The organism is Pantoea sp. XAF26B01_ASV70, from assembly GCF_054512635.1.
The window spans coordinates 16716-39090 of sequence record NZ_JBTNCJ010000003.1; the positions used below are offsets into that span (position 1 = coordinate 16716).

At 52.2% G+C, this 22375-nt stretch carries 16 protein-coding genes and 5 pseudogenes; 11 read left to right on the top strand and 10 right to left on the bottom strand.

What is annotated here, in order from left to right:
* Positions 1-7: 7 nt before the first annotated feature.
* From ACX8ZY_RS22365 to iraP, 4 genes are all read left to right on the top strand, one after another.
* Positions 8-802, top strand: coding sequence for an ABC transporter ATP-binding protein (locus tag ACX8ZY_RS22365; protein ID WP_337016552.1), 795 nt, complete (start codon positions 8-10; stop codon positions 800-802).
* Entirely contained in the window at positions 789-1535 is a 747-nt protein-coding gene (locus ACX8ZY_RS22370) for an IucA/IucC family C-terminal-domain containing protein (RefSeq protein ID WP_337016550.1), read from the top strand. The genes ACX8ZY_RS22365 and ACX8ZY_RS22370 overlap by 14 nt, the downstream gene beginning before the upstream one ends.
* 465 nt (positions 1536-2000) lie before the next feature.
* Positions 2001-2246, top strand: a complete 246-nt coding sequence (locus ACX8ZY_RS22375) for a hypothetical protein (RefSeq protein ID WP_419720293.1) — start codon at positions 2001-2003, stop codon at positions 2244-2246.
* Between the two features lie 1476 nt (positions 2247-3722).
* A complete protein-coding gene (gene iraP, locus ACX8ZY_RS22380) occupies positions 3723-4070 on the top strand; it encodes an anti-adapter protein IraP (RefSeq protein WP_013360048.1) in 348 nt (115 codons plus the stop codon).
* Between the two features lie 1372 nt (positions 4071-5442).
* Here iraP and ACX8ZY_RS22385 read toward each other — a convergent pair.
* From ACX8ZY_RS22385 to ACX8ZY_RS22400, 4 genes and pseudogenes are all read right to left on the bottom strand, one after another.
* Positions 5443-5610 (bottom strand): transcriptional regulator, SarA/Rot family, encoded by a 168-nt coding sequence (locus ACX8ZY_RS22385; RefSeq protein ID WP_337016588.1) that lies wholly within the window; start codon positions 5608-5610, stop codon positions 5443-5445.
* Positions 5611-5998: 388 nt separating this feature from the next.
* On the bottom strand, positions 5999-6298 hold the full coding sequence (locus ACX8ZY_RS22390) for a hypothetical protein (RefSeq protein WP_337016548.1): 300 nt from the start codon (positions 6296-6298) through the stop codon (positions 5999-6001).
* A complete protein-coding gene (locus ACX8ZY_RS22395) occupies positions 6295-7839 on the bottom strand; it encodes a methyl-accepting chemotaxis protein (RefSeq protein ID WP_346530389.1) in 1545 nt (514 codons plus the stop codon). Before ACX8ZY_RS22395 ends, ACX8ZY_RS22390 begins: the two co-directional genes overlap by 4 nt.
* Before the next feature lie 234 nt (positions 7840-8073).
* Positions 8074-9707, bottom strand: a pseudogene (locus ACX8ZY_RS22400) (putative bifunctional diguanylate cyclase/phosphodiesterase).
* Between the two features lie 1001 nt (positions 9708-10708).
* Between ACX8ZY_RS22400 and ACX8ZY_RS22405 the strand changes: the two are divergent.
* Together ACX8ZY_RS22405 and ACX8ZY_RS22410 are read left to right on the top strand one after the other, a co-directional pair.
* Positions 10709-10831: an IS3 family transposase gene (locus ACX8ZY_RS22405; RefSeq protein ID WP_428984805.1), complete on the top strand. Its 123-nt coding sequence runs from the start codon at positions 10709-10711 to the stop codon at positions 10829-10831.
* A 773-nt stretch (positions 10832-11604) separates the two neighbouring features.
* Positions 11605-12249, top strand: coding sequence for a LysE family translocator (locus ACX8ZY_RS22410; RefSeq protein ID WP_154210914.1), 645 nt, complete (start codon positions 11605-11607; stop codon positions 12247-12249).
* A gap of 394 nt (positions 12250-12643) precedes the next feature.
* Here the strand turns inward: ACX8ZY_RS22410 and ACX8ZY_RS22415 are convergent.
* The 3 pseudogenes from ACX8ZY_RS22415 to ACX8ZY_RS22425 form a co-directional block, all read right to left on the bottom strand.
* Positions 12644-13417, bottom strand: a pseudogene (locus tag ACX8ZY_RS22415) (TIGR03747 family integrating conjugative element membrane protein).
* Positions 13410-15078 (bottom strand): annotated as a pseudogene (gene traD, locus ACX8ZY_RS22420) (type IV conjugative transfer system coupling protein TraD); the annotation flags it as partial. The pseudogenes ACX8ZY_RS22415 and traD, both read right to left, overlap by 8 nt.
* Positions 15079-15082: 4 nt before the next feature.
* A pseudogene (locus ACX8ZY_RS22425) lies at positions 15083-15364 on the bottom strand (phage baseplate assembly protein V); the annotation flags it as partial.
* Between the two features lie 248 nt (positions 15365-15612).
* On the opposite strand from ACX8ZY_RS22425, the gene ACX8ZY_RS22430 reads away from it, so the two are divergent.
* Positions 15613-15918 (top strand): hypothetical protein, encoded by a 306-nt coding sequence (locus ACX8ZY_RS22430; RefSeq protein ID WP_346530157.1) that lies wholly within the window; start codon positions 15613-15615, stop codon positions 15916-15918.
* Between the two features lie 126 nt (positions 15919-16044).
* Positions 16045-16512 (top strand): GGDEF domain-containing protein, encoded by a 468-nt coding sequence (locus ACX8ZY_RS22435; RefSeq protein WP_337016607.1) that lies wholly within the window; start codon positions 16045-16047, stop codon positions 16510-16512.
* A gap of 4 nt (positions 16513-16516) precedes the next feature.
* Here the strand turns inward: ACX8ZY_RS22435 and ACX8ZY_RS22440 are convergent, their stop codons facing one another.
* Entirely contained in the window at positions 16517-16873 is a 357-nt protein-coding gene (locus tag ACX8ZY_RS22440; RefSeq protein WP_346530210.1) for a phage virion morphogenesis protein, read from the bottom strand.
* 50 nt (positions 16874-16923) lie between these two features.
* Between ACX8ZY_RS22440 and ACX8ZY_RS22445 the strand changes: the two genes are divergently transcribed.
* A protein-coding gene (locus ACX8ZY_RS22445) for an IS3 family transposase (protein ID WP_419720298.1) occupies positions 16924-18025 on the top strand; the annotation gives its coding sequence in 2 pieces (ribosomal slippage) (positions 16924-17183 and positions 17182-18025; 1104 coding nt in all).
* 1033 nt (positions 18026-19058) lie between these two features.
* On the opposite strand, the gene ACX8ZY_RS22450 is transcribed toward ACX8ZY_RS22445, so the two are convergent.
* On the bottom strand, positions 19059-19262 hold the full coding sequence (locus tag ACX8ZY_RS22450) for an Hha/YmoA family nucleoid-associated regulatory protein (protein ID WP_337016634.1): 204 nt from the start codon (positions 19260-19262) through the stop codon (positions 19059-19061).
* Positions 19263-19922: 660 nt separating this feature from the next.
* Between ACX8ZY_RS22450 and ACX8ZY_RS22455 the strand changes: the two genes are divergently transcribed.
* Positions 19923-20450 carry an IS110 family transposase gene (locus tag ACX8ZY_RS22455; RefSeq protein ID WP_346530154.1) on the top strand — a complete coding sequence of 176 codons (528 nt, stop codon included), beginning with the start codon at positions 19923-19925 and terminating at the stop codon, positions 20448-20450.
* A 277-nt stretch (positions 20451-20727) separates the two neighbouring features.
* Positions 20728-21187 (top strand): annotated as a pseudogene (locus tag ACX8ZY_RS22460) (efflux RND transporter permease subunit); the annotation flags it as partial.
* Positions 21188-21469: 282 nt separating this feature from the next.
* On the opposite strand, the gene ACX8ZY_RS22465 reads toward ACX8ZY_RS22460, so the two are convergent.
* Positions 21470-22375 carry a KpsF/GutQ family sugar-phosphate isomerase gene (locus ACX8ZY_RS22465; protein WP_459261429.1) on the bottom strand — a complete coding sequence of 302 codons (906 nt, stop codon included), beginning with the start codon at positions 22373-22375 and terminating at the stop codon, positions 21470-21472.

Here is a 22375-nt window from a genome sequence, read left to right on the forward strand (position 1 = left end):
AGCAGACGTGTCACTTTCAACTCATAAGCTTAACGTAAGCTATCCACAGCAACAGGTAATCCACTCGCTTGATCTGACCCTGCCTGTAGCGAAAGTATGTGTGTTTATCGGCAGTAACGGTTGTGGTAAAAGCACGCTGTTCCGGGCGATGGCAAGACTCCAGAAACCGCAGTCGGGCACGATCATACTGGACGGGATGGATATTCATGCCAGCAGTACGGCGCAGGTCTCGCGCAAGCTGGCGATTCTGCCGCAGACGCCCGTCCCACCTGAAGGAATTTCAGTACGTCAGCTGGTCAGCCTGGGGCGTTTCCCTTTTCAAACCTGGCTGCGTCAGTGGTCAGCAGAAGATGAAAAACAGGTAGATGAGGCACTTCGCCTGACCAGCACTGATACATTACAGCATCGTCCTGTGGATTCATTATCGGGCGGGCAGCGACAGCGCGTCTGGATTGCCATGACGCTGGCGCAGGCGACTGATACGTTGATGCTGGATGAGCCTACAACCTATCTCGATTTAGCCCATCAGGTTGAAGTGCTTGAACTGTTACGCAGCCTAAATCAGACACAGGGCAAAACCATCATTATGGTTCTGCACGATCTTAATCTGGCCTGTCGCTACGCTGATCATCTTGTCGCCATACGCGACGGACGAATTTTTGCACAGGGCGCGCCAAAGGAAATTATGACTGAACCGCTGGTGAATAAAGTATTCAATCTGCAGTGCCGGATTATTGAGGATCCTTTCTTTCACTCACCGCTGTGCATTCCTTTTCCCGGAGCACTGCATGCTGACGCCTGAGGAACATGGATTTCTGCAGAAGACTTTTGGCTTACGTGCCCTCGCTGAGGCCGATGCGCGTAGTGTGCCGTTAGAATATGTGTTTGATGCGCAATGTTGCGGTGAGTTGTTGCGTCGCGTTATGCCGTTAACGGGTGCGCCGGATATGGCCATTGCCGCCTCATTATTCGCAAAGCGTCTGGCGTTTCTCGCAACGGGCAATGTACTCTATGCGATGAGCGTATTTGATAAGGGCTTACCATTATCACTCTCATCTTGCCGGCTTGAGTATGCGCATGATGACGGATTATGGACGTCGTCATTGCCCACAGACATCACGGCACCAGGTTACCTTCCTGGTGAGCGGGATGCGTGGCGTGAGAACGTTGCAGAGGCACTTTTCAGCGGTTTTCTGTCACCGGTCTGGCAGAGTCTGGCACAGGTAAGCGGATTACCCGTGCAGATACTCTGGGAAAATACTGCCGTTCGGGTCTTTTCGCTTTATCAGGGCCGGATGAATAAGCTGGATGAAGAGCAGACGCAGCGTCAGCATGCAGACTTTAACTGGCTGACCGGTCAGGCTTCCCCTTCCCTCTTTGGCCTGCCCTGGAACCCGCTTAAACGCTTTTACAGACCGTTTCAGCAAAACGCAGAGGGGGAGCACGTGCGCTTTCGTCGCACCTGCTGTTTTTATTACAAGGCGACAAAACCTGCCGAGTATTGCCTCAACTGCCCACTCTGCAGACCAGCATAACAGGCGGAAATAAACAGGTTTTTTACCTTCATCACTTACAGCTATTCTTAGATGCATTAATAATATCTGCTGATTTCCGTTACCTCAAAAACTACAGCCTCAGCCAGCAGCTCATGATGAGCTTGCAAGAAATGGCGCCCTGTAAAGAGTCATTCTCAATTAATGAGATGTCATCAGATATCAGGTTATTGATAGCTATAGAAATCTTTGAGGGGCAGGATACCAGCTGCTTACACAGACTTGATGATCGATGTCAGCAATGGACCAGCTAAAACTTTAGCATTGCACGGTAACCAGTGGGTTTTCCTATTAAGGCAGAGGAACATGGGTATTACTCAGGCGCTGTCAGTGAATGCTGTTTACTCAAAAACATATGGATGAACTATAATTACTGATAACACTTGGTTATAAAAGGGACTTTTTTCACAGGTGTATCAACTGACAATAACTCACGCTCAGGGGAAGATGATGGATGATGCAGATTTAGCACATGAAGTACAGGAGGCGCTGATTGCTTCAGCCCTGTCCGCACGGAAATCCGGACTAACGAGTCCGGACGGCAAGTGTATCTGGTGCCGGGATGAAGCTGCTGTAGCGGGCACGGCTTTCTGTTCTGCTGAATGCGGCGAAGACTACTTCAGAAATGAGCATCAGCTTAAACAGCGTTATATTCCGTCTAAATACCCGGCAGATAACTCTGGTAATAAATGATCCCGGGTCGTAGTACCCTGATTGCCTTTTCGTAACTTCGCGTTTTCCTGTCAGCCTGCCCTATACTTTTTACCGTCAGCACACAAATGCCTCCGGTGCATCCTGAACTACATGATTTACAGCGGGCTCACACCAGCGTCGCACGCAATTTATTTATCTGCAGGATGGCGTCTCCGGTGAACTGTTCTATTTCCTTGGACTGATTCATTATATGGTGATCCCATGCACAGGAAGTTTACGACTAAACTTTATTGTTTTTTTTCTGCACATTGCCGGACATGGCCGCCGAAAAAGGCGGGCGGGGGGTGACTATCACTTTTCCGAAACCCGTTAAATGACGGAGCATAGATGTTCGGGCTCGGGAACTATACGATTCTGTTCAATGAGATCTTCGGCACCGGTAACAATAGCGACGACTTTCTGAAGCGGCTTCAGGTATTCATGGCTACAAAGAATGAACCGTTAAGACTCTTCAGTGAGGCCTCTCCAGAACTGTACATTAAACTGAACAACAGTCGTGTATGCACGCCTTTATCCGTATTATGGGCGGGAGAGACAACTTAACTTCTGCTTCCGGATCAGGTCACTTGCCTTAAGCGGGTGGATTTTATTCTGCTGACCACGCGGGACGGGTGCTGTCTCGGTATCCGGTTTGACGGTGTGGTTGTCAGCGCAACAGGGCCAGGCGTCGGTGCGCCGTCTTCTGCTCTGATCCGCCACTGAGGAAGCCTTCAGGCGTCTGACTGATGCCGGCACCTTTCCTTTAACCGGAATCCATCTTACCTGCGGGAAGCACGCATGTAATGACCTGACCGCTGGAAGGTGGGGATATATAGCACAGGCTCCCGTTGAATTCTGACACGCCCATTACGTTATCCACAAAAACGGTGGATAAGTTATGTACAACTCCCGTGGGTACCATCAGACCTGGCGGCGGGCTTATACCGGATGAGATAAAAGCCCCCAGCAGGCAGCGGCCTCTGAACATTAGATCCTTTTCCCCCGCCACAACATAGACAGGTGGAAACGGCATCCGCCTTTTTTCTGGCATTTGCACCGTCCGGTACTGCAGCCCGCGTATCAGCGTCTGACGGTGTGGCATGCCGGTCGCCGCCGGGGCTGGTAATATCGTTATATTTTAACCGGCAGGTCCGCGAAGCCGTGCAGGTAACGCCCGGATGGCGTCAAAGCACAGTGTGCATAACATGCCAGCTAGAGAGTAAAGACATTCTTTTTTTCGGTAAATGGTGGATTTTTGTGGATTTTTTATGGGCTCCGCTTCTTCACGGGATGTAAAAGACAGGGCGGCATTGTGTTTCCGGATGGCTCAGGATCCCGGAACTGGTACAGACCATTTCTGAGCCGAGGGCCGCACGCATTTCAGGATTACCGTATGTATTTCCAGAGCGCCGCTGTAGGCAGGGCCGGCAAGGAGGAGTAAAATCACCCTTTTTAACCGGAGCGGGAGCGGACGCTATGAAAAACGTGGTATTGAGCATGCTGGCTAAAATTTCACATATTGATGCCAACATGAAACAGCTGACAGCGCGCATTGAGGCACAGTCGCTGCTAATCAGCGCACTCGTCTTGGCTGTTAGCCGGGACGGCGGCGTAACGGAAATGATCGAAAGTGCTAACAAGGCCATCAATACCGTTATTGATTCTGCTGAGTCTGACGAACTGCTTAAATCCGATGCCGCCATTCTGTTAAGCGAGCTGCAGGCCCTGCTGAGCATTTCAACGGCGGTCGACAGTGCCGATGAAGAAATCAATCATGAAGCGCTTGATAAACTGACCGGCGTGAAGTCCCTGGAGGAGCGATAACGTTCAGTGAGGGTGTATCCTGAAATTAATCCTGCTTCCGGAGTGGCAGCACTCTGTCCATTTTCGACGGGCGCCGCAGTACGGGCTTACCCCTTACCCTTTTACCGACCCCTGCGCACCTCTGCGTGACGGGCTGTGATGGCAGTAAAACGTAATGCTGTACATGTGACCGTGACGGAGCCAGCCATAAAACACAAGAAAACCCGCCTCGTCGACAGGTGAACTAGTAAAAAGGTTCAGACTAACTTGTCGTGCCTCGGATCTGTTGAAACAAGCATCGGGTAATTTTGATACAAAAAAGCGGATACGCAAGCGAACCGGTAGGGGTGGCATGAAACACCATTGATGGACCGGCTGCAGACTTCATCAGACAGCACTATTTCAGGCAAAAAAACGCCGGCGGCAGGGAAATTCATTCCGGGAAATATCCCGATATCATTCTGACGCAGAAAAATAATTCAGTTTATCAAAAATTTAATGACGCCTGCTGACAACTCAGAACGGCAACCAGTTGATAAGGGGCCAGGGCGCGGGGGTAACGCGCCGGCACCCGCGCTGTTCCGCCTCTGGCCGGCAGATACCCGTCTCAGGATGTATCGTCGTTTCTCCGCAGAGCAGGATGTCGTGCGGTGCATAAATTTCCGGTTGAATATGTCGTCGCAGAGGCGACCATTGATGTCGGAGTCCTTTGGCAGATTCCGGTGTCGCCGGCACTGGCTATAACTGAAGCCAGGAATGCGGTGCAATGTTAATGTACAGAACAGAAGATGAAAAACCGGGCAGACATGAAGCTCGGTGAGGTGGTCCTTTTTTTACTCAGAGAGGGCGCGCCGGTTAATGAGTCAGCGCTGCTCCTCAGGCGTCATCAGGGAAGATGAAGCGGCACTGAGCATGTGGAAACAGGAGGACGCAGCCGGCCGCGTCACGGACCGGGTGGATGCCTTAGCGCGGTCCGGCGCGGTGTTAAAACACGGAAGCACACGGCATCATAATTCTGTGTCACCGGCAACGACGTTGATTGCCCGGCCGTAAAGCTTTTTACGCGCCCACAGGCTGGACCTCCTGCTGCTTCAGAAAGACCCCCGTATCTCCTGCATGCTCACCTCTTTTCCTCACTTCATCAGGGCTGAGACGGCATGCCCTATCACTGACTTAACATTTTTCCATATTATCCGGACGGCTGGTACACACTTCATACTCCTAACGCATAGGTGTCCTGCTGTATATCACCGGGAACGGCGTCATTTAGCTCACCCGGCGTGGTTATAATACCTCCCGTACTAGGCGAGAAGCGGTAAAACGGTGTCAGGCCCGCGCGCGCACCAGCCTTTCCTGCAGTGCGGCGACCCGCTCAGTCAGCACACTCAACTTATCACAGGTCGTGTCCATCACCGACACCATATCTGCCGGCACGCTGGCGGCCCTGCTCCGTCAGGAAAATCAGCACGCACCGTTCATCATGCAGCGTATCGCGCTGCCGGCAGATGAAGCTGGTCTGCTCCAGCCGTTTCAGGAGTTGGCTGAGCGTGCCAGAGTCCAGACGGACACGCGCGCCGACCTTGGAGACCGTGAGGCCATCCTGTTCCTAATGCACCAGCAGCACCAGGTACTGCGGATAGGTCAGCCCTAGCTGCTTCAGCCGGGTGGATAGAGCTTCGTCATGGTAAACGACGTCGAGTGAAGCGCAAAGCACAGAAACTGGTCAATGTTTTCAGGCGCCGCATCGCGGTTCCCGGGGATTTCATCTTTCATATCATCATTCTTCCGGGCGGGCCGCTTTTTTCCGGCGAAGCGGCCGGACTAGGCACGTCTGTTAAGGGAGCTGTACTCAGGCAGTCAGGGGCGGACGGCAGCGGTTCTGCGCCCCGTTCAGGGCGCACAGCATTGAGTCAGATTAAATTGATGTCAACGTGAACCGGCGGGCCAGTTCAGTGCGCGGTGGCAGTGCAGCGCAGAAAATTGTTTATCACCATAATCATCCGGCCCACCGCCATCAGGTCTGCGGTCAGCAGCAGGTCCGTGCGGACCAGCCGGTCCATCAGGATCCGGTCGTTCATCTGCTCCTGAATTTTCGCGTACAGGGTCGTCAGGTGCACCCAGTTGTTGGCAAACGTGTCCACGCTCAGGTATTCCCCTTCGCTGAGCTGCTGCAGCAGCGCGTCCACGTCGGCCTTAAGAGAAGTAATACGGTCCGTGCCGGTGAGTACGGCGTGTCTGTCGTACGTCATACGCGGAAGGTCTCCACCATGCCGCGCAGGGCGCGGGCCTGCTCTGACAGCGACTGCGATGCTGAAGACGACTCCTCCACCAGGGCGGCGTTGTTCTGCGTCACGCCGTCCATCTGGCTGACGGCGATGCTGACCTGAGAGATGCCCTGCATCTGCTCGCCGGAAGAGAGGGAAAGGCTGTCCATGGCGTCGGCCAGCTCTCCCACCATGCCGACAATCCTCAGGATACTCTCTCCCGTACCGGCGGCTGCAGCGACGCCGCCTTCCACCTGGGACACGGCCTGTTCAATCAGCAGCTTGATGTCCCGCGCCGCGCTGGCGCTGCGTTGGGCAAGTGACCTGACTTCCCCTGCCACGACGGCAAATCCCCGCCCCTCCTCGCCAGCGCGGGCAGCCTCAACGGCCGCATTCAGCGCCAGAATATTGGTCTGAAAGGCAATGCCCTCAATGACCGAGGTTATGTCCCGTACCCGGACCGCGCTCAGCGAAATCTCATTCATGGTCTCCGACATGCGCTGCACGTCAGCTTCACCGGCACGGGCCAGCGTGGCCGTCTCACGCGCGGTGCCAGCGGTCTGGTGTGCGCCGGCCGCATTGCTTTTTACCGTGGCGGTCAGCTGCTCCATGCTGGCGGCGGTCTCCTGCAGGGCTGCCGCCTGCTGCTCGGTGCGCGAGGAGAGCTCGGTATTACCCTGCGAAATTTCGTCGGCGGCCAGCGCCACCGAGGCGGACGCGTCCTTAATCTGCGACACCAGTCCGCGCAGATTGGCCTGCATGCCGTCCAGCGAGGCAAGCAGGCTGACGGTGTCGCCGCGGCGCAGCGTGACCGGCGAGGTCAGGTCGCCGGCGGCGATGGCGGCGGCCAGCGCCTGAGCCTGCGCGGGCTCACCACCCAGTTGGCGCATCAGCATGCGGACCAGAAGATAACAGGTGGCCACGGACAACAGGACGGACAGTGCAGCCAGGCCCGACAGGATAACGGCGGTCCGGGAGGTGCGGGCGCTGTTTTCAGACACCGTATCACGGCTCAGCTGCATCTCAATGTCCGTCAGATCGTCCAAGGCGTTCAGCAGGATCCTCTGCGCTGGCCGGGCGGTGGCCATCAGAAAGACGGTAGCCTCCTGCTGGCGGTTATCCAGTCCCAGCTTTCCGGCCGTCATCAGCGTGGAAAGTGCGACACCCTCCGTTGACAGCGTCCGCTCCAGTGCGGCCTTCCCCTGTGCTGAAACGTTGACTGACATGCTTTTTTCCAGCTGCTCACGCTTCCGGATATAGGCCTCACGCTGTGCAGTCAGGCGCTGCCACTCGGGCTGCATCTGGGCCGGATCGGACAGCAGAGCCAGGTTGCGTACGGCAATCGCCATGTCGCGTACGCCGTTCCGCATGTCCACCACCAGTGCAAAGCGTTTCATCTTCACGTCGACGGTGTCGTTCATCCCTTCCCTGGCCTGCCACAGGGCGTGAACGGCGATACCCGTGCACAGGACAAAAAGCAGAATAAGCAGACCAAAGCCTGCGCTGAGGCGCGTTGAAATCTTCATCGGTTCTCCGGAAAACATTTGTTTGATGAAGGGGTATCGGCAGAAAGCGCGCATTCAGGAGTGCTGAGCACAACAGAATTGCACACAATATAATGTGTACGGGGTTACAGCAGGCAGTAATCAGGCTCGCTGCCGCATTTCATATAGCCTGAATATCGCGCAACTGAAAGGTTTGCTTGCGCAATGAAAATTAGTTAAGCCGGCTGAGAGGCTAATTATTTATATACGTTACTTTTAAAGAGGTAGTTTTTTCTCATGAAAATCGCGTCCAGGCAGATCTCCACAGGCGATAAAGCCAGGCTTCGCGGGCAAGATACTGCCGGAACACAAGTCAGCGGCCAGACCAGATGCAGTCAGGCCGGCTGCATGCTCTGCCGGAACAGGCTGGCTGAAAAGATAGCCCTGGCCGTAATCACAGCCCCGCCTACGGAGCCATTCAAGAGTGGCCGCATCTTCAATTCCTTCTGCCGTTACCGTGACCCCCAGATCCTTACAAAGCAGCAGCAGTGTCTCAACCACCCTTTTTTTCTGGGGCTGTTTATCAGGTCAGAGATGAACGAGCGGTCAATCTTGATATGGGTGATACCAAGCCCCAGCAGGACCGACAGGTTGGAATAGCCGGTGCCAAAATCATCAAGCACCACGCCGGTGCCGGATTCTTTCAGGGTGCGGATAGCCCGTCGCGCATCTTCCGATATCGTCATCACGTTCTGTTCGGTAATTTCAAGCTCTAACCTGACCGGTCCGGCATGCTGCATGAGGCGGGACAGGCATGCCGTCAGCGCCGGCTTAAGCAGCTGCTCCGGTGTGATATTCAGTGCCAGATGAAGGCCTGCCGGCCATCCCCGGGTCAGCGGGACGACGGCCTCCAGCAGCCGGGCGGTCAGCGTGTCCATGAGTCCCAGTTTCTCCACTACGGGAAGAAATACGTCCGGGGCAACGGCCCGTCCGGAAGCATTAGTCCACCGCGCCAGTATCTCAAACCCCCTGATGCGGCCCGTCTTAAGGCAGACCAGCGGCTGCAGAAAAGGTACGATGTCGTGATTTCTGACGGCCATGGCAACGTCATTCTGTAACCGTTCCCTGCGCCGGAACCGCTGCTCCAGGCCGAGCGTAAAATGAACCACCGGGTGCGCCGTATCCCTTTTCGCCTCATACATGGCAAGGTCGGCCGCCCGCACGATGTCATATCCGGCGCTGCAGGCAGGGCTGGCGACGCCCACGGACAGGCTCAGGAGCGTTCCCGGTCCGGTCCGTACGCCCGCCGCGCGGCTGATAAGGGTGCGGGCTGTCTCAGTTGCCTCATCCGTGTAAGAATGTCCGGAAGTAACAGCAAACTCATCACCACCGATGCGGAATACCTGCGTCTCAGGCCCGGCGAACTCAGTCAGCAGCCGGGCCAGAGCGATCAGCACGGAATCACCCTGCTGATGACCGTGAAGGTCGTTAATGCTCTTGAAGTCGTTAATGTCAATCAGGGTGAGGGTGTAGGGTGTCCCGCCAGCGTCAAGTTCAGCCAGGCGGATGCTGAACGCCCTCCGGTTGCCGGTACCGGTCAGCTCATCCGTTCCGGCAAGCAGGAGGGCACTTTTCTCTGCTGCGAGGCTTCTGCGGAGGAGGCCTGCGATGAGCAGGCCCGGGATTATCATTGCCAGCCCGGCAAAGATCGTGGACGTCAGAATAAATCTCAGCCTTTCACTCGCCTCAAAGCCGGCGTCATAGCCCAGGCAAAGTACGCCCGAAACAGGTTTTTCCAGCCCGAATTCCCAGAGAGAGGAAAGTAAAACAATGGTAGCCATGTTAATCATGGCCAGCCGGAAAAGCTTCTGTCGCATCCGGTGACTCCCGTCAGTATAATCAGTGAGCATTGTGCTGTTTTTAATCAGTCCGGAACGGGACGTGCTTCCCGCACAATACCTGCCTGCTGCCAGAAATAACCCGTTATTTATCCTAAAATGAGCATGAGAACGTACGCGGATGAAGCCCGTCACCGGCTGCCTGCTGTTGCCCGGTCCCGGAAAGAGAGGCTTTACGGGCACCTGTAGTCAGCGAAGAAACCCGAAAAGCAGTCAGAAGCGCATACAGACTGTATCGGCTTCGCGCACTAAAATAACAGGGCCTGTCCATAATATTCCTGTCGCAGCAGCCCCGGAGCCCTGACTGCGGAGCGGGCTGCTTCACTTGCAGGCAGCAGGTCGCCTGATACTCGGTCTTGCAATCCCGCGCGCATGCCTGGCAGAAAGTCACGGGACCTGCCTGCTTATAGATGCAAAAGCAGTCACTGTATCTACCGATAAAAATAATAGGCAGCTGCAATGCCTGGCGGCCAGCCTAAGCTGGATAGCTATAAAATTTTAGTGAAATTAACCTATTATCGGGATGAATGAATCTAAATATTATTGCCAGCACTTTGAGCCGGGGCTTTGTAGACACCTTCAGGACAGTGTTTCTTGCGAGAGACGGTACCTTCATATTATTTGCAGCTGACAGACCCTCATTTATTGTGAGCACTTCAGAGGGCTACGGCCTGATTCAGGAACGTTTGTCGCAGTTATTTACATGCGCTGACGTTATCATAAGTCTGGAGTTCAGGAATGTAGCTTACCGATAAATTGCAGCAGATAAACGGGCTTTTCTGACTGGATAAGTCAGGCACATGTACTGGAAGCAGAAAGTGACGGATACCGGTATCCGCTGCTGCGCTCAGTTCAGGGATAGTAGTATCAGATGCCACACGATCAGAAGAGGCTTGAAGCTGCAGGGCTGGAACAGAGCCTGTCCCGCAAGGCAAAATGCTGTGCAATGCGATAATGAAAAACGTCTTCGGCAGCTGAAAACGGAATGCTGCCCCCTGCAATAGCACATAAAAATCAGCAATTTACAATACGTTCTTGCCAGGTTTATTGACTATTACAATCACGAGGGAATAAAACAGAATCTAAACAGCCTGAGTCACGTAAAGTATCGAAAACAGGCCCTGTCAGCCGCCTGATATGAACCATCTAGTTTTATAGTGTCAGTTCAATAACTGCGGTTCAAAGAGGAATTCAGGGACGCTTATTTTTATTGGGGGGCGGCGGAGCCGCCAGCCATTCTTAATAAAAAATATCTCCATGGCAGCAAGCGTAAGCGGATAAAAAACGGGTTCTCATGTCCGTTTACCTCCCCGCCTCTGCCGGCACCGCGGTGCCTGAGGCCTGACGCGCCGAATTTTGCCCGTAAAAAAACCCACCATCTTTCGGAGCGGGCTGAACAATCAATTCTCGTTCACAATTTACGGCAAATGGGCCGGATCCTGCAGGGGAACAGCCCGCTTTCAGCATGGAAGAAAATTGCGGTTATGCAAGCCGGAATAAGCTGCAAACGCAAAAAAATGGCTCCCGCCCGGGAGCCAGAAAAAACCCAATGGTCTGGGTTGTTGCCTATCCCTGGTGAAGGATAATTTAAGTATCGGCCGGATTTTCGCGGGCATCAGCCCGGCCGGCACAATTTTTCCTACCCGCCCGTATGTTGTGTTTACCATACAGTGCTTATGCTACTTCTACTTCTGGCACAAAGCTGCCTGTTGAAAGTAAGGGATGTCCGCTATGAGCGAAAAGCGGACGTTCAGTGTTACGCAGCATTTCAACTGAGAGTTGGTTCGTAGATGCAGAAAATAGAATATTAATTATGCCAGTGAGGAGAGGCTGACAAATTTCTTGAGCTGAAAAATGAAGTGTTATACGGTTGGATTTAAATTAAATTTCAAGGACATCTGAGGTCGCCATGCTGGATATTACCAATTTTGGACTCTTTGCCTTTTCAGTTTTTTTGCTTTCTGTAACTCCCGGACCTGATATGGCTTATGTGATTGGGCAAAGCGTTGCTAACGGCCGTCGCGCTGGTATTGTCTCAGCATCTGGAGTGGCGTTAGGAAGTTGCACACATGCGATTGCAAGCACTTTAGGGCTGACTGCCCTTATCACCGCCTCTCCTGTTATGTTCACCGCGATTAAATACATTGGAGCGAGCTATCTGATGTTTCTTGGTGGAAAAATGTTGTTAGGAACATTCATAAGCAAAAAGGACCGCGGAGATGCTGCCCCCCAAAACACCAGGAAGGTAAGTGCCTACAGGCTACTGTCCAGGGGGTTTATCACTACATTAACTAATCCCAAAGTGCTCCTTTTCTTTATTTCATTTTTCCCTCAGTTTGTTACACCGGAAGGCGAACAACATGCGGCATCCTTTCTGCTACTGGGACTAACATATGCGTTTATAGCTTTTTTGACCGATGTGACATTTGCCATATTAGCTGGCAGCACGGCAGGAGCTGTTGCAGGTAATCGAAAGCTACAAAATTTACTGGATAGAATTGTGGGTGCTACATTCATTGCATTGGGCGTAAGGCTAGTCTTAACCCGCCGGTAAAAATATTTTCATCGTTTTAAACATAACACCCCTGGCCGCACCCCCGCAGGGGCCTTCAGAACGTTTATGAGGCCAGAGGGGCGTTACTGGTACTTTTACCCCGGCTCAAAACCTGAAAATGCCCTTAATGATTCCGGCGAGCCTGCATGGCTATGCCGTAAGATCTGTTCTCCACCGGTTAGTGCATGCTTATGTTGGAAACGTCCGCTTCTGGCACAAAGCAGACATTCAATTCTGGCATGAAATGAACCAAGCTGGCACGCAACTAGCAGCGTGCCCCTGAATGCCGATTTAGCGGCATTGAAGCGTCAGATTTCACTGAGGATAACAATTAATGAAAGAAGATAAGTGACCTGAAGCAATAGAAAGGCCCGCAGAAGCTGGCCCGGGGAGATCAGAGATACTTTTTAAATGATGCGGTGGTTACCGTAATGGCAAGCCCCATCATGATGGCCGCGGGCAGCAGCAGAAGGTTGGGATAGACCGATGACGGCCAAGACAGGTATGCCATCGCCGTTATGTAGACCGCCGGCTTAATCAGCCTTCTCGCCCGGTGATATAAAAACTACGACTCGTAACCCGCCCCGTAGCGACGCAGGTCGCGGCGCCCCAGCCCCTCCACCACGGCTATGGCGATAACCAGCACAAACAGCGGGATGGAGAGCGTCAGTATCGTAACCCGAATAAGCGTCACCACGGCCACCCAGACGCAGGCAAGCAGATACTGCTGCAGGTAGCCGGCGAGCCAGCCGCTGGCCGATTTCAGCTGGCGGGAAATTTCGTTGCCGCTGTTCATTTCCGATTCATACATCGACAGCACCCAGCCAACGAAACCGCTGTCTACGAAGGCCCACTGATAGGCGAACGTGATCCAGTGCGTGACGGTAACGGAGGGTTCAGAGAGCAACAGGCTGCGGGTAAAATCCGACGACAGGTAGCCCATTTCCGTGGTCATCACCTGCTGGCTGTGTGCGGCGCCCATTTCCGGCCAGAAGAACGCGATACCGATGTATTCCACAATCAGGCTCAGGAACAGGGAGGCCAGGATCATGCCGACCAGCTTCCACGGCCAGCCCCAGACCAGGTTGTAAATCAGTCCGTGCTCTCTCGGCGGAACAGGCTGCTGTTGTGGGTTCTTTAGCGTGACGTTGCGACGTGGTTCAGCCATTGTCATCTCCTTTCAGGGCGCCGGGACCGGCCGCGCCGCCGCTCCACCATCCTTCGCTGCTGTGGTAGTTCCGGCGCATCTCTTCGGCCCGGCGGGTGATATCGTCCGGCATGTGCTCGTCGGCAGCGTCGCCGGCGGGCAGCGGCATGCGGATTTTCCAGAGCTGCCCGCCCTCAAGCAGGGCGAACGCCTGGCCTTTCGGCCGCGACACGATGTCCGACGGCTCCAGCAGCGGCACCTTGATCGTGCCGACGCGGTCCTGCGTGTTGGAGGTAAAGTCGTGATTAACGGTGACGTCTGCTGAATCCTGGTGCCCGGAGACCAGCGTTTTGCTGTAGATTTCAACCTGCGGCAGCTGGGTGTGGGTGGTCAGCAGCTCCACCGTCCGGTTCTCACGTACGCGCAGCATGATAAGATTGTTAAAGTTACCCTGTACCTGGGAGGTTTTGGCCGCGCTGCCGATACGCGCCTCAATATCAGAGGACGTCTGCATGTAGGCCGTGACCTGCATCCCCGCGCCGCCGCCCTTGTTAATCAGGGGAATAAACTCATCGCCCATCAGCTCGTTGAACTCATCACAGTGAGGGTTAATCGGTTTTTTGCGATCGTCCGCCCCCGGCACGCCCGCGTTGATACCGTGCTTGTAAATGTGGCCGGCCACACTCACCAGATCGGCAAACATGCTGTTGCCTACCTCGCTGTCGCTCAGCGCGTCCAGACCGATGTACACCACGCCTTTTTTACGGATCACCTGCTCCCAGTCCAAGATCGGGCGCGGGTCGTCCATGTTGAGGTAGTCGGGCGACAGCAGCTCGGCGGTTTTGCCCGTGGTCAGCTTCTCCAGCAGTGGCAGCAGGGATGCCACTATCTTGTCAAAGTAGGTCCGATCGTAGCGCACGGCAGAGCGCAGGCCGTCCAGTATCGGGTCGTACAGCTGCCCCTGTTCGGAGCTCAGCGCCACCTCATACGCCCAGATGCGCACGGCGTCCGGCTGTTCCTGCATGTTGCAGGGCACGTCATCTTCCCCGAAGAGTTTGAAGTTGTTTTCGATCTGCTTACACAGGTCGGGAAGTTTGTACGTAATGACTTTCACCGCGTAGCGTAGGTACAGGTCCGCGATGTTGTTCACGTAGCGCGTGATCAGCGTGTAGTCCGGCCGTTCGCCCAGCGCAACCAGCGCCCGCGCCACGATGTTCACGAACCGCCAGGCAAATTCCCGGAACGCCGCGCTGTTGCCTTCGCCGCTCAGCTGCCCGGCCACGCGTGAGGCCACCTCGGAGACGCGCCCGAACCGCCCCACGGCATTATAGCGGGCCGATATGTCGGGCCACCCGAGGTGAAAGATGGTCAGCTCGTCGCCGCGACCGGCGCGGTGCGCCTCCGCCCACACGCGCTTGAGCAGGTCAGCGTCCCCTTCGGTCAAACACGATCGTGGTGTCGCCGCGCCGGATGTCCTGGGTGATCAGCAGCTCGGCCAGCCGGGTTTTACCCACGCGCGTCGTGCCGTAAACCACCGTGTGCCTTACGCGCTCGCGCAGATCCAGCGTGACGTCGATTTCGTTAGGTTCGATGCCGTGTATGGCCGGGTTGCCGCCGACCGCCGGCAGCGGGCGGACCGGATTCAGAACGTAATCGGCGTTCAGCAGTTTGCTCAGCGCGGGCTTACGAGTAGTCGGGCGGCGGGAAGGCTTCTGAATAAATGGTGGGCAGCGCAAAGGCGGTCTCAAGATTGCCGCCCAGGCTCAGCAGCACGACCTGCTCCCCGACGGAAGGTTTCCACCACGTGCGGGTGCTACCGGCGCACAGGGTGAGCCAGTTAATCCAGTTGGTTTCAAGGTCGCCCGTTTTCACCCGGCACAGCCAGTTCACTGGATCAACTTCGGACACGGTGCCGGTGCGGATCAGGTTGGTGATAAGGCGCATAATTTCGGTTAGCTGAATATTCATATTTAAATAGTGCTGTGAAATTTCATACAGCTACAGAAATTGTCCTTGTGTCATAAGAGGCACAAGAACAACTAAAACAATAAAGTGGCAAGAGAAGCAGTGATGATTATTTGTTATTTTTTTTGTTTAGAATTGTTAAGTTAAAAACTTCCATCATTTTGATTTTGTCAATAACATGAGGTAAAGGCTTTAAAAAATAAGATTTTTGCCATATGATCAATGATTAATCGAACGTTTAGGGTGTTAATATGCATTTACATCTTTCTGATAAATTAATCCATGAGATTGACAGCGCTAAGGGACTCCTTTATAAGACAATTTTTGTCTATACGCTCATTGTTACAGCTTTAATATTCTTAACAGCCGCTGTCGATGCAAATAAAACCCATATAAACCTTTACTTTTTTGTAAACCTTTCAACAGTCCTAATACTTGCATGGTTTATAAAAAAATCCTTTAATATCATCTCACACGCAACGCATCTTTTAACTTTTCGTGTTGGCCTTTTTTTATTATTAAATTCAACATTTGCTTCATTGGCGGGAGGATTATGAGTTCTTGATAAAGAGCACTCATCTCTGATAGCGGCAGCACTATATGTACCAGCAATACTTCTAATAATATATTCATTCAACAAGCTTATTTCCTATATTAATGCGAGATATAAATCCGCAATAGATATGTCTTTAACTGATGAACTGACTGGTCTTCCTAACAGAAGGCACCTGAACATTAGATTAAATCAGCTGGAGTCTTTACATGGGGCAATTTGCATCCTTGATCTTGATGACTTCAAAAAAATAAATGACACATATGGTCATGAGATGGGTGATAAATGCCTTAAACATGCAGGCCTAGCACTTAAAAACTTTACTAAAGATGATGTATTTATAGCCCGCTCTGGTGGAGAAGAGTTTGCAATCATCATTAATGAAAGTGAAGAGGCCGACTACAGAGGGTTAATAGAAAAAATCAAACATACGCTTTCTATGAGTTATGCTAACGGAGTTTGTACAACAGTTAGTATCGGAGTGGCATTTAAAAGCACAAATCAGACTTCCTCAAACACTCTTGCTGCTGCTGATGCAGCACTTTATGATGCTAAAAAAAGTGGTAAGAACAGAATTAATTATGCAATGAAGCATTAATGATTTAACCTCGAAATGAAATAAAATCGCTTTCACTCCTGATTATTCCCATAACAATTGCAATAGCCTCTCCTTCCATATCAGTATTTATGCCCAGTAATGACCGCTGGGTGTACTTAACCACAGGGCCACGACGGCTTACCCGGTCGCGCATGCCGTAATGATGAACGCGGGCCAGCCTCTGCACTCCCGGAACAAAGGCAACTTCAGCGGCGTCCGCGCCTGCCTGCGCCTTCAGATACTTTGCCGTTTTCAGCTTCGCGAACATGCCGCGACGGATGCGGCCCTTTTTGCTGCGGGCACTGACGCGGGGCGGCTCCCATGTGGTGCTGTAAGTATCCCGTTTAACCGAACCATTCACTTTTAGAGATCTTCCGACATACACTGATTATGTCCTCTGATGAGATCGCCATGCGTAAAGCCCTATTCACCGAACACCAGATCATTGCCGTTCTGAAATCCGTCGAAGTCGGACGCGCCGTCAAAGATGTCTGCCGCGAAGCGGAAATATCAGAGGCTCCGTACTACAATTGGAAAGCAAAGTATGGCGGTATGGAAGCCTCTGATATTAAAAAGATGAAAGACCTGGAGGATGAAAACCGACGCCTCAAACAGATGTTTGCTGATCTCAGCCTTGAATGCCGGGCACTGAAAGACGTCATCGAAAAATGCTTTAAAGCCAGCGATAAAGCGGGAGCTCGTCAGCTATCTGGCGGCACAATTTGCCATAAGCATCCGCCAGGCGTGCAGGACATTATCGCTGAGCAGGGCGGTGTATTTTTATCAGGCCGATACCCGGCATGATGAACCGGTGATCCATGCGCTGACTGAGCTGGCAGAACGCTATCCGCGCTACGGCTTTAAGAAGCTGTTCCAGTTGATGCGCAGGCAGGGCAATATCTGGAACCTTAAACGCGTTCACCGGATTTACTGCCTGCTGAAACTGAATTTTCGTCGTAAGGGAAAACAGCGGCTGCCAGTACGTAATCCAGCACCACTGGCGACGCCGCAAGCGTTAAACCAGAGCTGGTCCATCGATTTTATGCACGATGCGATGGTCTGCGGCAGATGCTTCCGGACCTTCAATGTGGTGGATGATTTTAACCGTGAAGCGCTGGCGATAGAAATCGACCTTAATATCCCGGCTCAGCGAGTCGTCCGGGTGCTGGACAGGATCGTGGTAAACCGCGGCTACCCGCTGAAGATGCGGATGGACAACGGGCCGGAACTAGTCTCACTGGCGCTGGCACAATGGGCCGAAGAACATGGCGTGCAGCTCGAATTTATCAAGCCGGGTAAGCCAACACAGAATGTGTTTATCGAACGTTTTAACCGGACAGAAATCCTCGATTTTTACCTATTCAGAACACTGAATGAAGCACGGGAAATTACGGAGCGCTGGCTGATGGAATATAATAGTGAGCGGCTTCATGAATTCCTAAACAACCTGACGCCGGAAGAATACCGGCTGATGGATGAAAAACCGGAACTCTCAAAAAGTGTGTGGAACTAAAGCTGGGATACTTACAATCCCCCATTATCTGTAGATAACATGCAGTCAGTAGTGTTGTTCCGGATTAGCATCCAAAAACCTGCGTCTGTGTTCCGTCACCTCTGCACACTGCCTCCTGGCAAACTGACGGCGGCCCGGTGGCCAGTCATCATGCATCCGGATTCAGGCAGTAATGCCAGTGCCCACATTCCTTGGGATAAGGTCAGTGCCGATAAGTTTCTCTGCTTTGCCGGAATGCGGCCGGGTCGTTCAGCGCAGCCTTGAAAATTCCTTTTTTGCTGTTGGAATGTAACGTGCCATCTGCGTTAATTGAAACACTATGCTATGGCTTTCGGACGGGTGCAATTGACTGCTCCTTATCCTGTTCTGTAAGCCTGACAGAAACAAAGCACTGCAATCTGAAGGCCAGAGCAGAAACAGAGGTGAGCTGGACAGCCCACCGGTAAATATATGGATACTGAGCTGGCAGAAGCCAGTCACGCCATCGCTTGGCGCAGTATAAAAAAATACCAGAAAAAAACAGACAGAGCGCTGATGACCTGGAGAAACGTACCTGCTTGTGATGACACAGGCTGTCCAACACGAACATACGGTAGATCTTACCTGCAGGATCGGATTTCCCTATAGTAAAATAAATTTCATGCAGGAATAACTGTTCAGTTACAGACCCGTGAAAACTACTTTACTCCTGCAATTTGTGAGAACAGACTATGAATTTCACAGGCAAAAAATATGGCCAGATGCCTTCCACCGTCGTACTTATCCGTCTCCCTTCCCAGCCTGGCAGATAAGCTCCGCGAACTTGCGGAAATGATTGAGGTACGCGATCCTCTTATACAGTCAGCAGAGCGCTATTATACAACTGGAGACTGGGGTGAGCTACTCATGGTTATTCACGTTGAAATAAAAGAAAGGCCTGAATGAAGCTGGAGAGTGATGCTCAGACTGCGCTTTACTTCAGGGCCCGAAAATGAGTGACATGGCCACGATTTGAATCTGCGACCTGCAAGCTCTGAGTCTGAACTGCACAGGCTTACTTTACAAAGTGCCATACGTATTCAGGTACGCGATCATACAGCTTACCCGTGACCAGCTCTGCTTTACGGTGATCATAAGCCTGCGTCATCGCAAATTCGTGGGAAGGATCCCCGGTATAGCAAAGGTGCTCATAAACCTTTTCAAGAGTTTCTGGCGTTGTACATCGACGGAATTTCAGCAGCCATTGTTGTCGGGTCATCATGCTTTCATCCTGAATAGTAGCGCAAATAGCGATTACAGATTGAATTATATGAAAATACTCAATAGTTAATTAATAACCTTACAGATGTAATGGTTTAAATATGTATACCTATCTGATGTCGGCTCTGCATGCCAGAGTCAGACTTTAACTATTTGCCAGCAGGCGGTATGACTTTCTTAAGCTGAGCGGCTTGTTAATATGACAGGAGGTAAAAAGGACATGGAACACCTGATGAGTCCTGAAAAATCAGTGCAGACAGAGAAAACGGCGGTGCCGGGTGCCTCCCGGTGAAAAGCATGAGCTTTCCGCAACAATATCATCATTCCCCCCAGAATTAAGATTACTGTCGCCCCTCCGCTGAGAAGAGATTTACCGCCATTTTTTTTACCAACCCGGGTTAAAGAAATTCATACAATCAGTGCCTTAAATGCAGCTGTAGACTTCTCAGGCCGCACCAGTTAAACAGTAATTAAGCGCCTAGATAAGGCAATGCACGCCTGTTACATGTATAGATTAACTAAGATATACAGGTACAAGCTGACACCTGAGTAACCAACAACTCCATAACCAATCGTCAGGGACCGGCTAATCGGTTACATTAAATAAACATCAGTCACGAATAATATTATTGTACACCATTTATTTATTTGTACAACTTTGCCATATGCAGCGGCAGTTAAATGGCATGCAAAAAGAATCGGCAGATGCAGCACAATCAGAGCTACACCGCCCTCTTTCCCCTTCTGCTCTGTCATCGATATAGCTAAGAACAGCTTTGATGTTTGTGTAAGTGGATGTTCCGTTATATTTCACTTCGAAAATTCTGCCATAGATTTTAAGGAACTTCTCGACTTGGTTAGCAGCCATAAAATCAGTCTGCCTGTGATTGAAGCAACAGGTTACTACTACAGCACTTTGGTAGATGAACTTGATCTACATGATTGCGTCGTTGCAGTCGTTAATCCGCATCTGATTAAGAACTTCAGTCGCGCGATGAAACTTCGTTCAAAAACTGACGAGCATGATGCCAGAGTTATATGTGAGTACGGCATGCTTATGGGGCACCCGGTCAGAGAGAAGCCTGATAAAGATCTGTCAAAACTCAAAGCAATGGTCAGTAGCCGATGTCAGCTTGTTGCTAATCGCACGATGGAAACAAATCGTCCTGAAGTACAACCAGTATAGGAAATCAAGTCTGACATATGGCGTCATATCCAGTGGGTTACCTCAGAGATAAAGCGTATTGACGAAGTTCTCTCTGGAAGGCTTGGGAAAATTGCCGCACTGAAAGAGAAAGTGAAACTGCTCAGTGAGGTTAAAGGATTCGGGCCGGTTGTGATGACGGTATTACTTACCCAGATACCGGAGCTGGGAATGCTCGATTGGTTGAACTCACAGCACGAAGCGGACATTAACACAATTCGCCTGACAATTGAGTCACTGAGCTCATGGACTTGAGCCTCTGACCGCGCTCTATTTGAGCTGGTAAATTCCGGTTTCGGTGATGCTGTTCGTGTCGCCGGGGCTGCTGGACGCCACACTGGCGGCCATGCTCCGAGATATACCTGCTGACGTGTTCTTTAAGGTGGGGACATGTACCATATAGGCTTCTCAGCCAGAATGCCATTGTGATTGTGCAGTTTGCCAGACGGCTGCATGAGAATGGGAAAGGTCTGGCAGAAGCGACGTTTGAAGCCGCAAGGATGCGTTTGCACCAGATCCTGATGACCTCGCTTGCCTTCACACTGAGCATGGTGCCGCTAATGGTTGCCAGTGATACCCGTGCTGAAACGTAGTACTCCATTGGTACTTGCGTATTCGGCGGTATGATAAGCGGCACCCTGCTGGCAATTTTCTTTGTGCCTTTGTTTTATTTCAGCGTCATGAAAAACGCAGGCATATTCAGCCGTCAAAAAGATTAGAAATCCGTTAGGGCGTACAGTACGGTATGCCCTTTTCAACGTGGAGTGCTGATATTGAAATGACCGGCGAGATGAGTGAGAAATATATTCACCCCCTCCTTTTATCCATGACAATTTCTCATTCTGCAGAATTTCCAGGCGCTATGCAGGCGTATACCTTTAGCGTGTTAGCCCTGAGCGAGAACGGCCACACTTCGCGGCCAACCGAGGATTCATAATTGCGCGTCAGATACCGGCTTCGCTAATATCCAGTGAACTGATGGCGCCGATGACATAACCATCCTATGATATTACCGGTGCCGAGGAGATCCTGAGTTCCTGAAGCAGGGCCTTAGTTTCGGCAGCAAGCTGAGTTGCCGACAGGGTGAGCCCGGGAGATGTCATGGCGTCCTGTACGGGTGAACTTAGCGCTCCCCCCTTAAGCAGCCAGCGGCGCAGGTCTCCATCGGTGAAAACACCCAGCATCCGGCGATCGCCGTCCGTTACAGCGACCATTCCGAGCCCTGTACGGGTCAGTTCGAAAAGAGCGTCGTAAACCGTTGACGTTGGTTCGACGACAGGAATTCTGGCATCTGTCTGCATGATATCTTTCACGCGACACAGCAGGCGCATACCAAGGCTGCCGGCAGGATGAGTCCGCGCATAGTCTTCTTCGCTGAAGTTGTGGGCCCGCATTACGGCGATGGCAAGGGCATAACCCATGATCAGAGTGTTCACCGCAGAAGAGGTCGGCGCAAGCCCAAGCGGACAGGCTTCCTGTTTAACATGTACGTCTATGCAGTGATCCGCCGCCTCACCCAGTGGTGAAGCTGGGTTGCCGGTAAAAGCTATGACATCAACAGGGAGCGCTTTGAGGAGCGGCATCATCCGTCGGAATTCTGCGGCACGCCCTGAATATGAAATCAGAATAAGGACGTCTCCTTCTGCAATCATTCCCAGATCGCCGTGTAGTGCTTCGGCCGCATGAACATAGAATGCGGGCGTACCGGTACTGGCCATCGTTGCCGCAATTTTTCTTCCTATATGGCCAGACTTCTCAATACCACTGACGATCACCTTACCCTTACAGGCAAGAATGCGCTGGCAAGCGTGAAAAAAGTCATCGCCCAGCCGCTCCGTCAGACTGGATGCCTCACGTAGTTCTGTCTGAATCGTCTCCCGGGCAGCGCAAAGCACCTGTTCTTTCAT

Coding starts and splice junctions, on each gene's coding strand:
- iraP (WP_013360048.1), top strand. CDS start 3,723: ATGAAAAACGTGGTATTGAGCATGCTGGCTAAAATTTCACATATTGAT.
- ACX8ZY_RS22465 (WP_459261429.1), bottom strand. CDS start 22,375: ATGAAAGAACAGGTGCTTTGCGCTGCCCGGGAGACGATTCAGACAGAA.
- ACX8ZY_RS22435 (WP_337016607.1), top strand. CDS start 16,045: ATGTCTTTAACTGATGAACTGACTGGTCTTCCTAACAGAAGGCACCTG.
- ACX8ZY_RS22430 (WP_346530157.1), top strand. CDS start 15,613: ATGCATTTACATCTTTCTGATAAATTAATCCATGAGATTGACAGCGCT.
- ACX8ZY_RS22450 (WP_337016634.1), bottom strand. CDS start 19,262: ATGACCCGACAACAATGGCTGCTGAAATTCCGTCGATGTACAACGCCA.
- ACX8ZY_RS22375 (WP_419720293.1), top strand. CDS start 2,001: ATGATGGATGATGCAGATTTAGCACATGAAGTACAGGAGGCGCTGATT.
- ACX8ZY_RS22390 (WP_337016548.1), bottom strand. CDS start 6,298: ATGACGTACGACAGACACGCCGTACTCACCGGCACGGACCGTATTACT.
- ACX8ZY_RS22395 (WP_346530389.1), bottom strand. CDS start 7,839: ATGAAGATTTCAACGCGCCTCAGCGCAGGCTTTGGTCTGCTTATTCTG.
- ACX8ZY_RS22410 (WP_154210914.1), top strand. CDS start 11,605: ATGCTGGATATTACCAATTTTGGACTCTTTGCCTTTTCAGTTTTTTTG.
- ACX8ZY_RS22370 (WP_337016550.1), top strand. CDS start 789: ATGCTGACGCCTGAGGAACATGGATTTCTGCAGAAGACTTTTGGCTTA.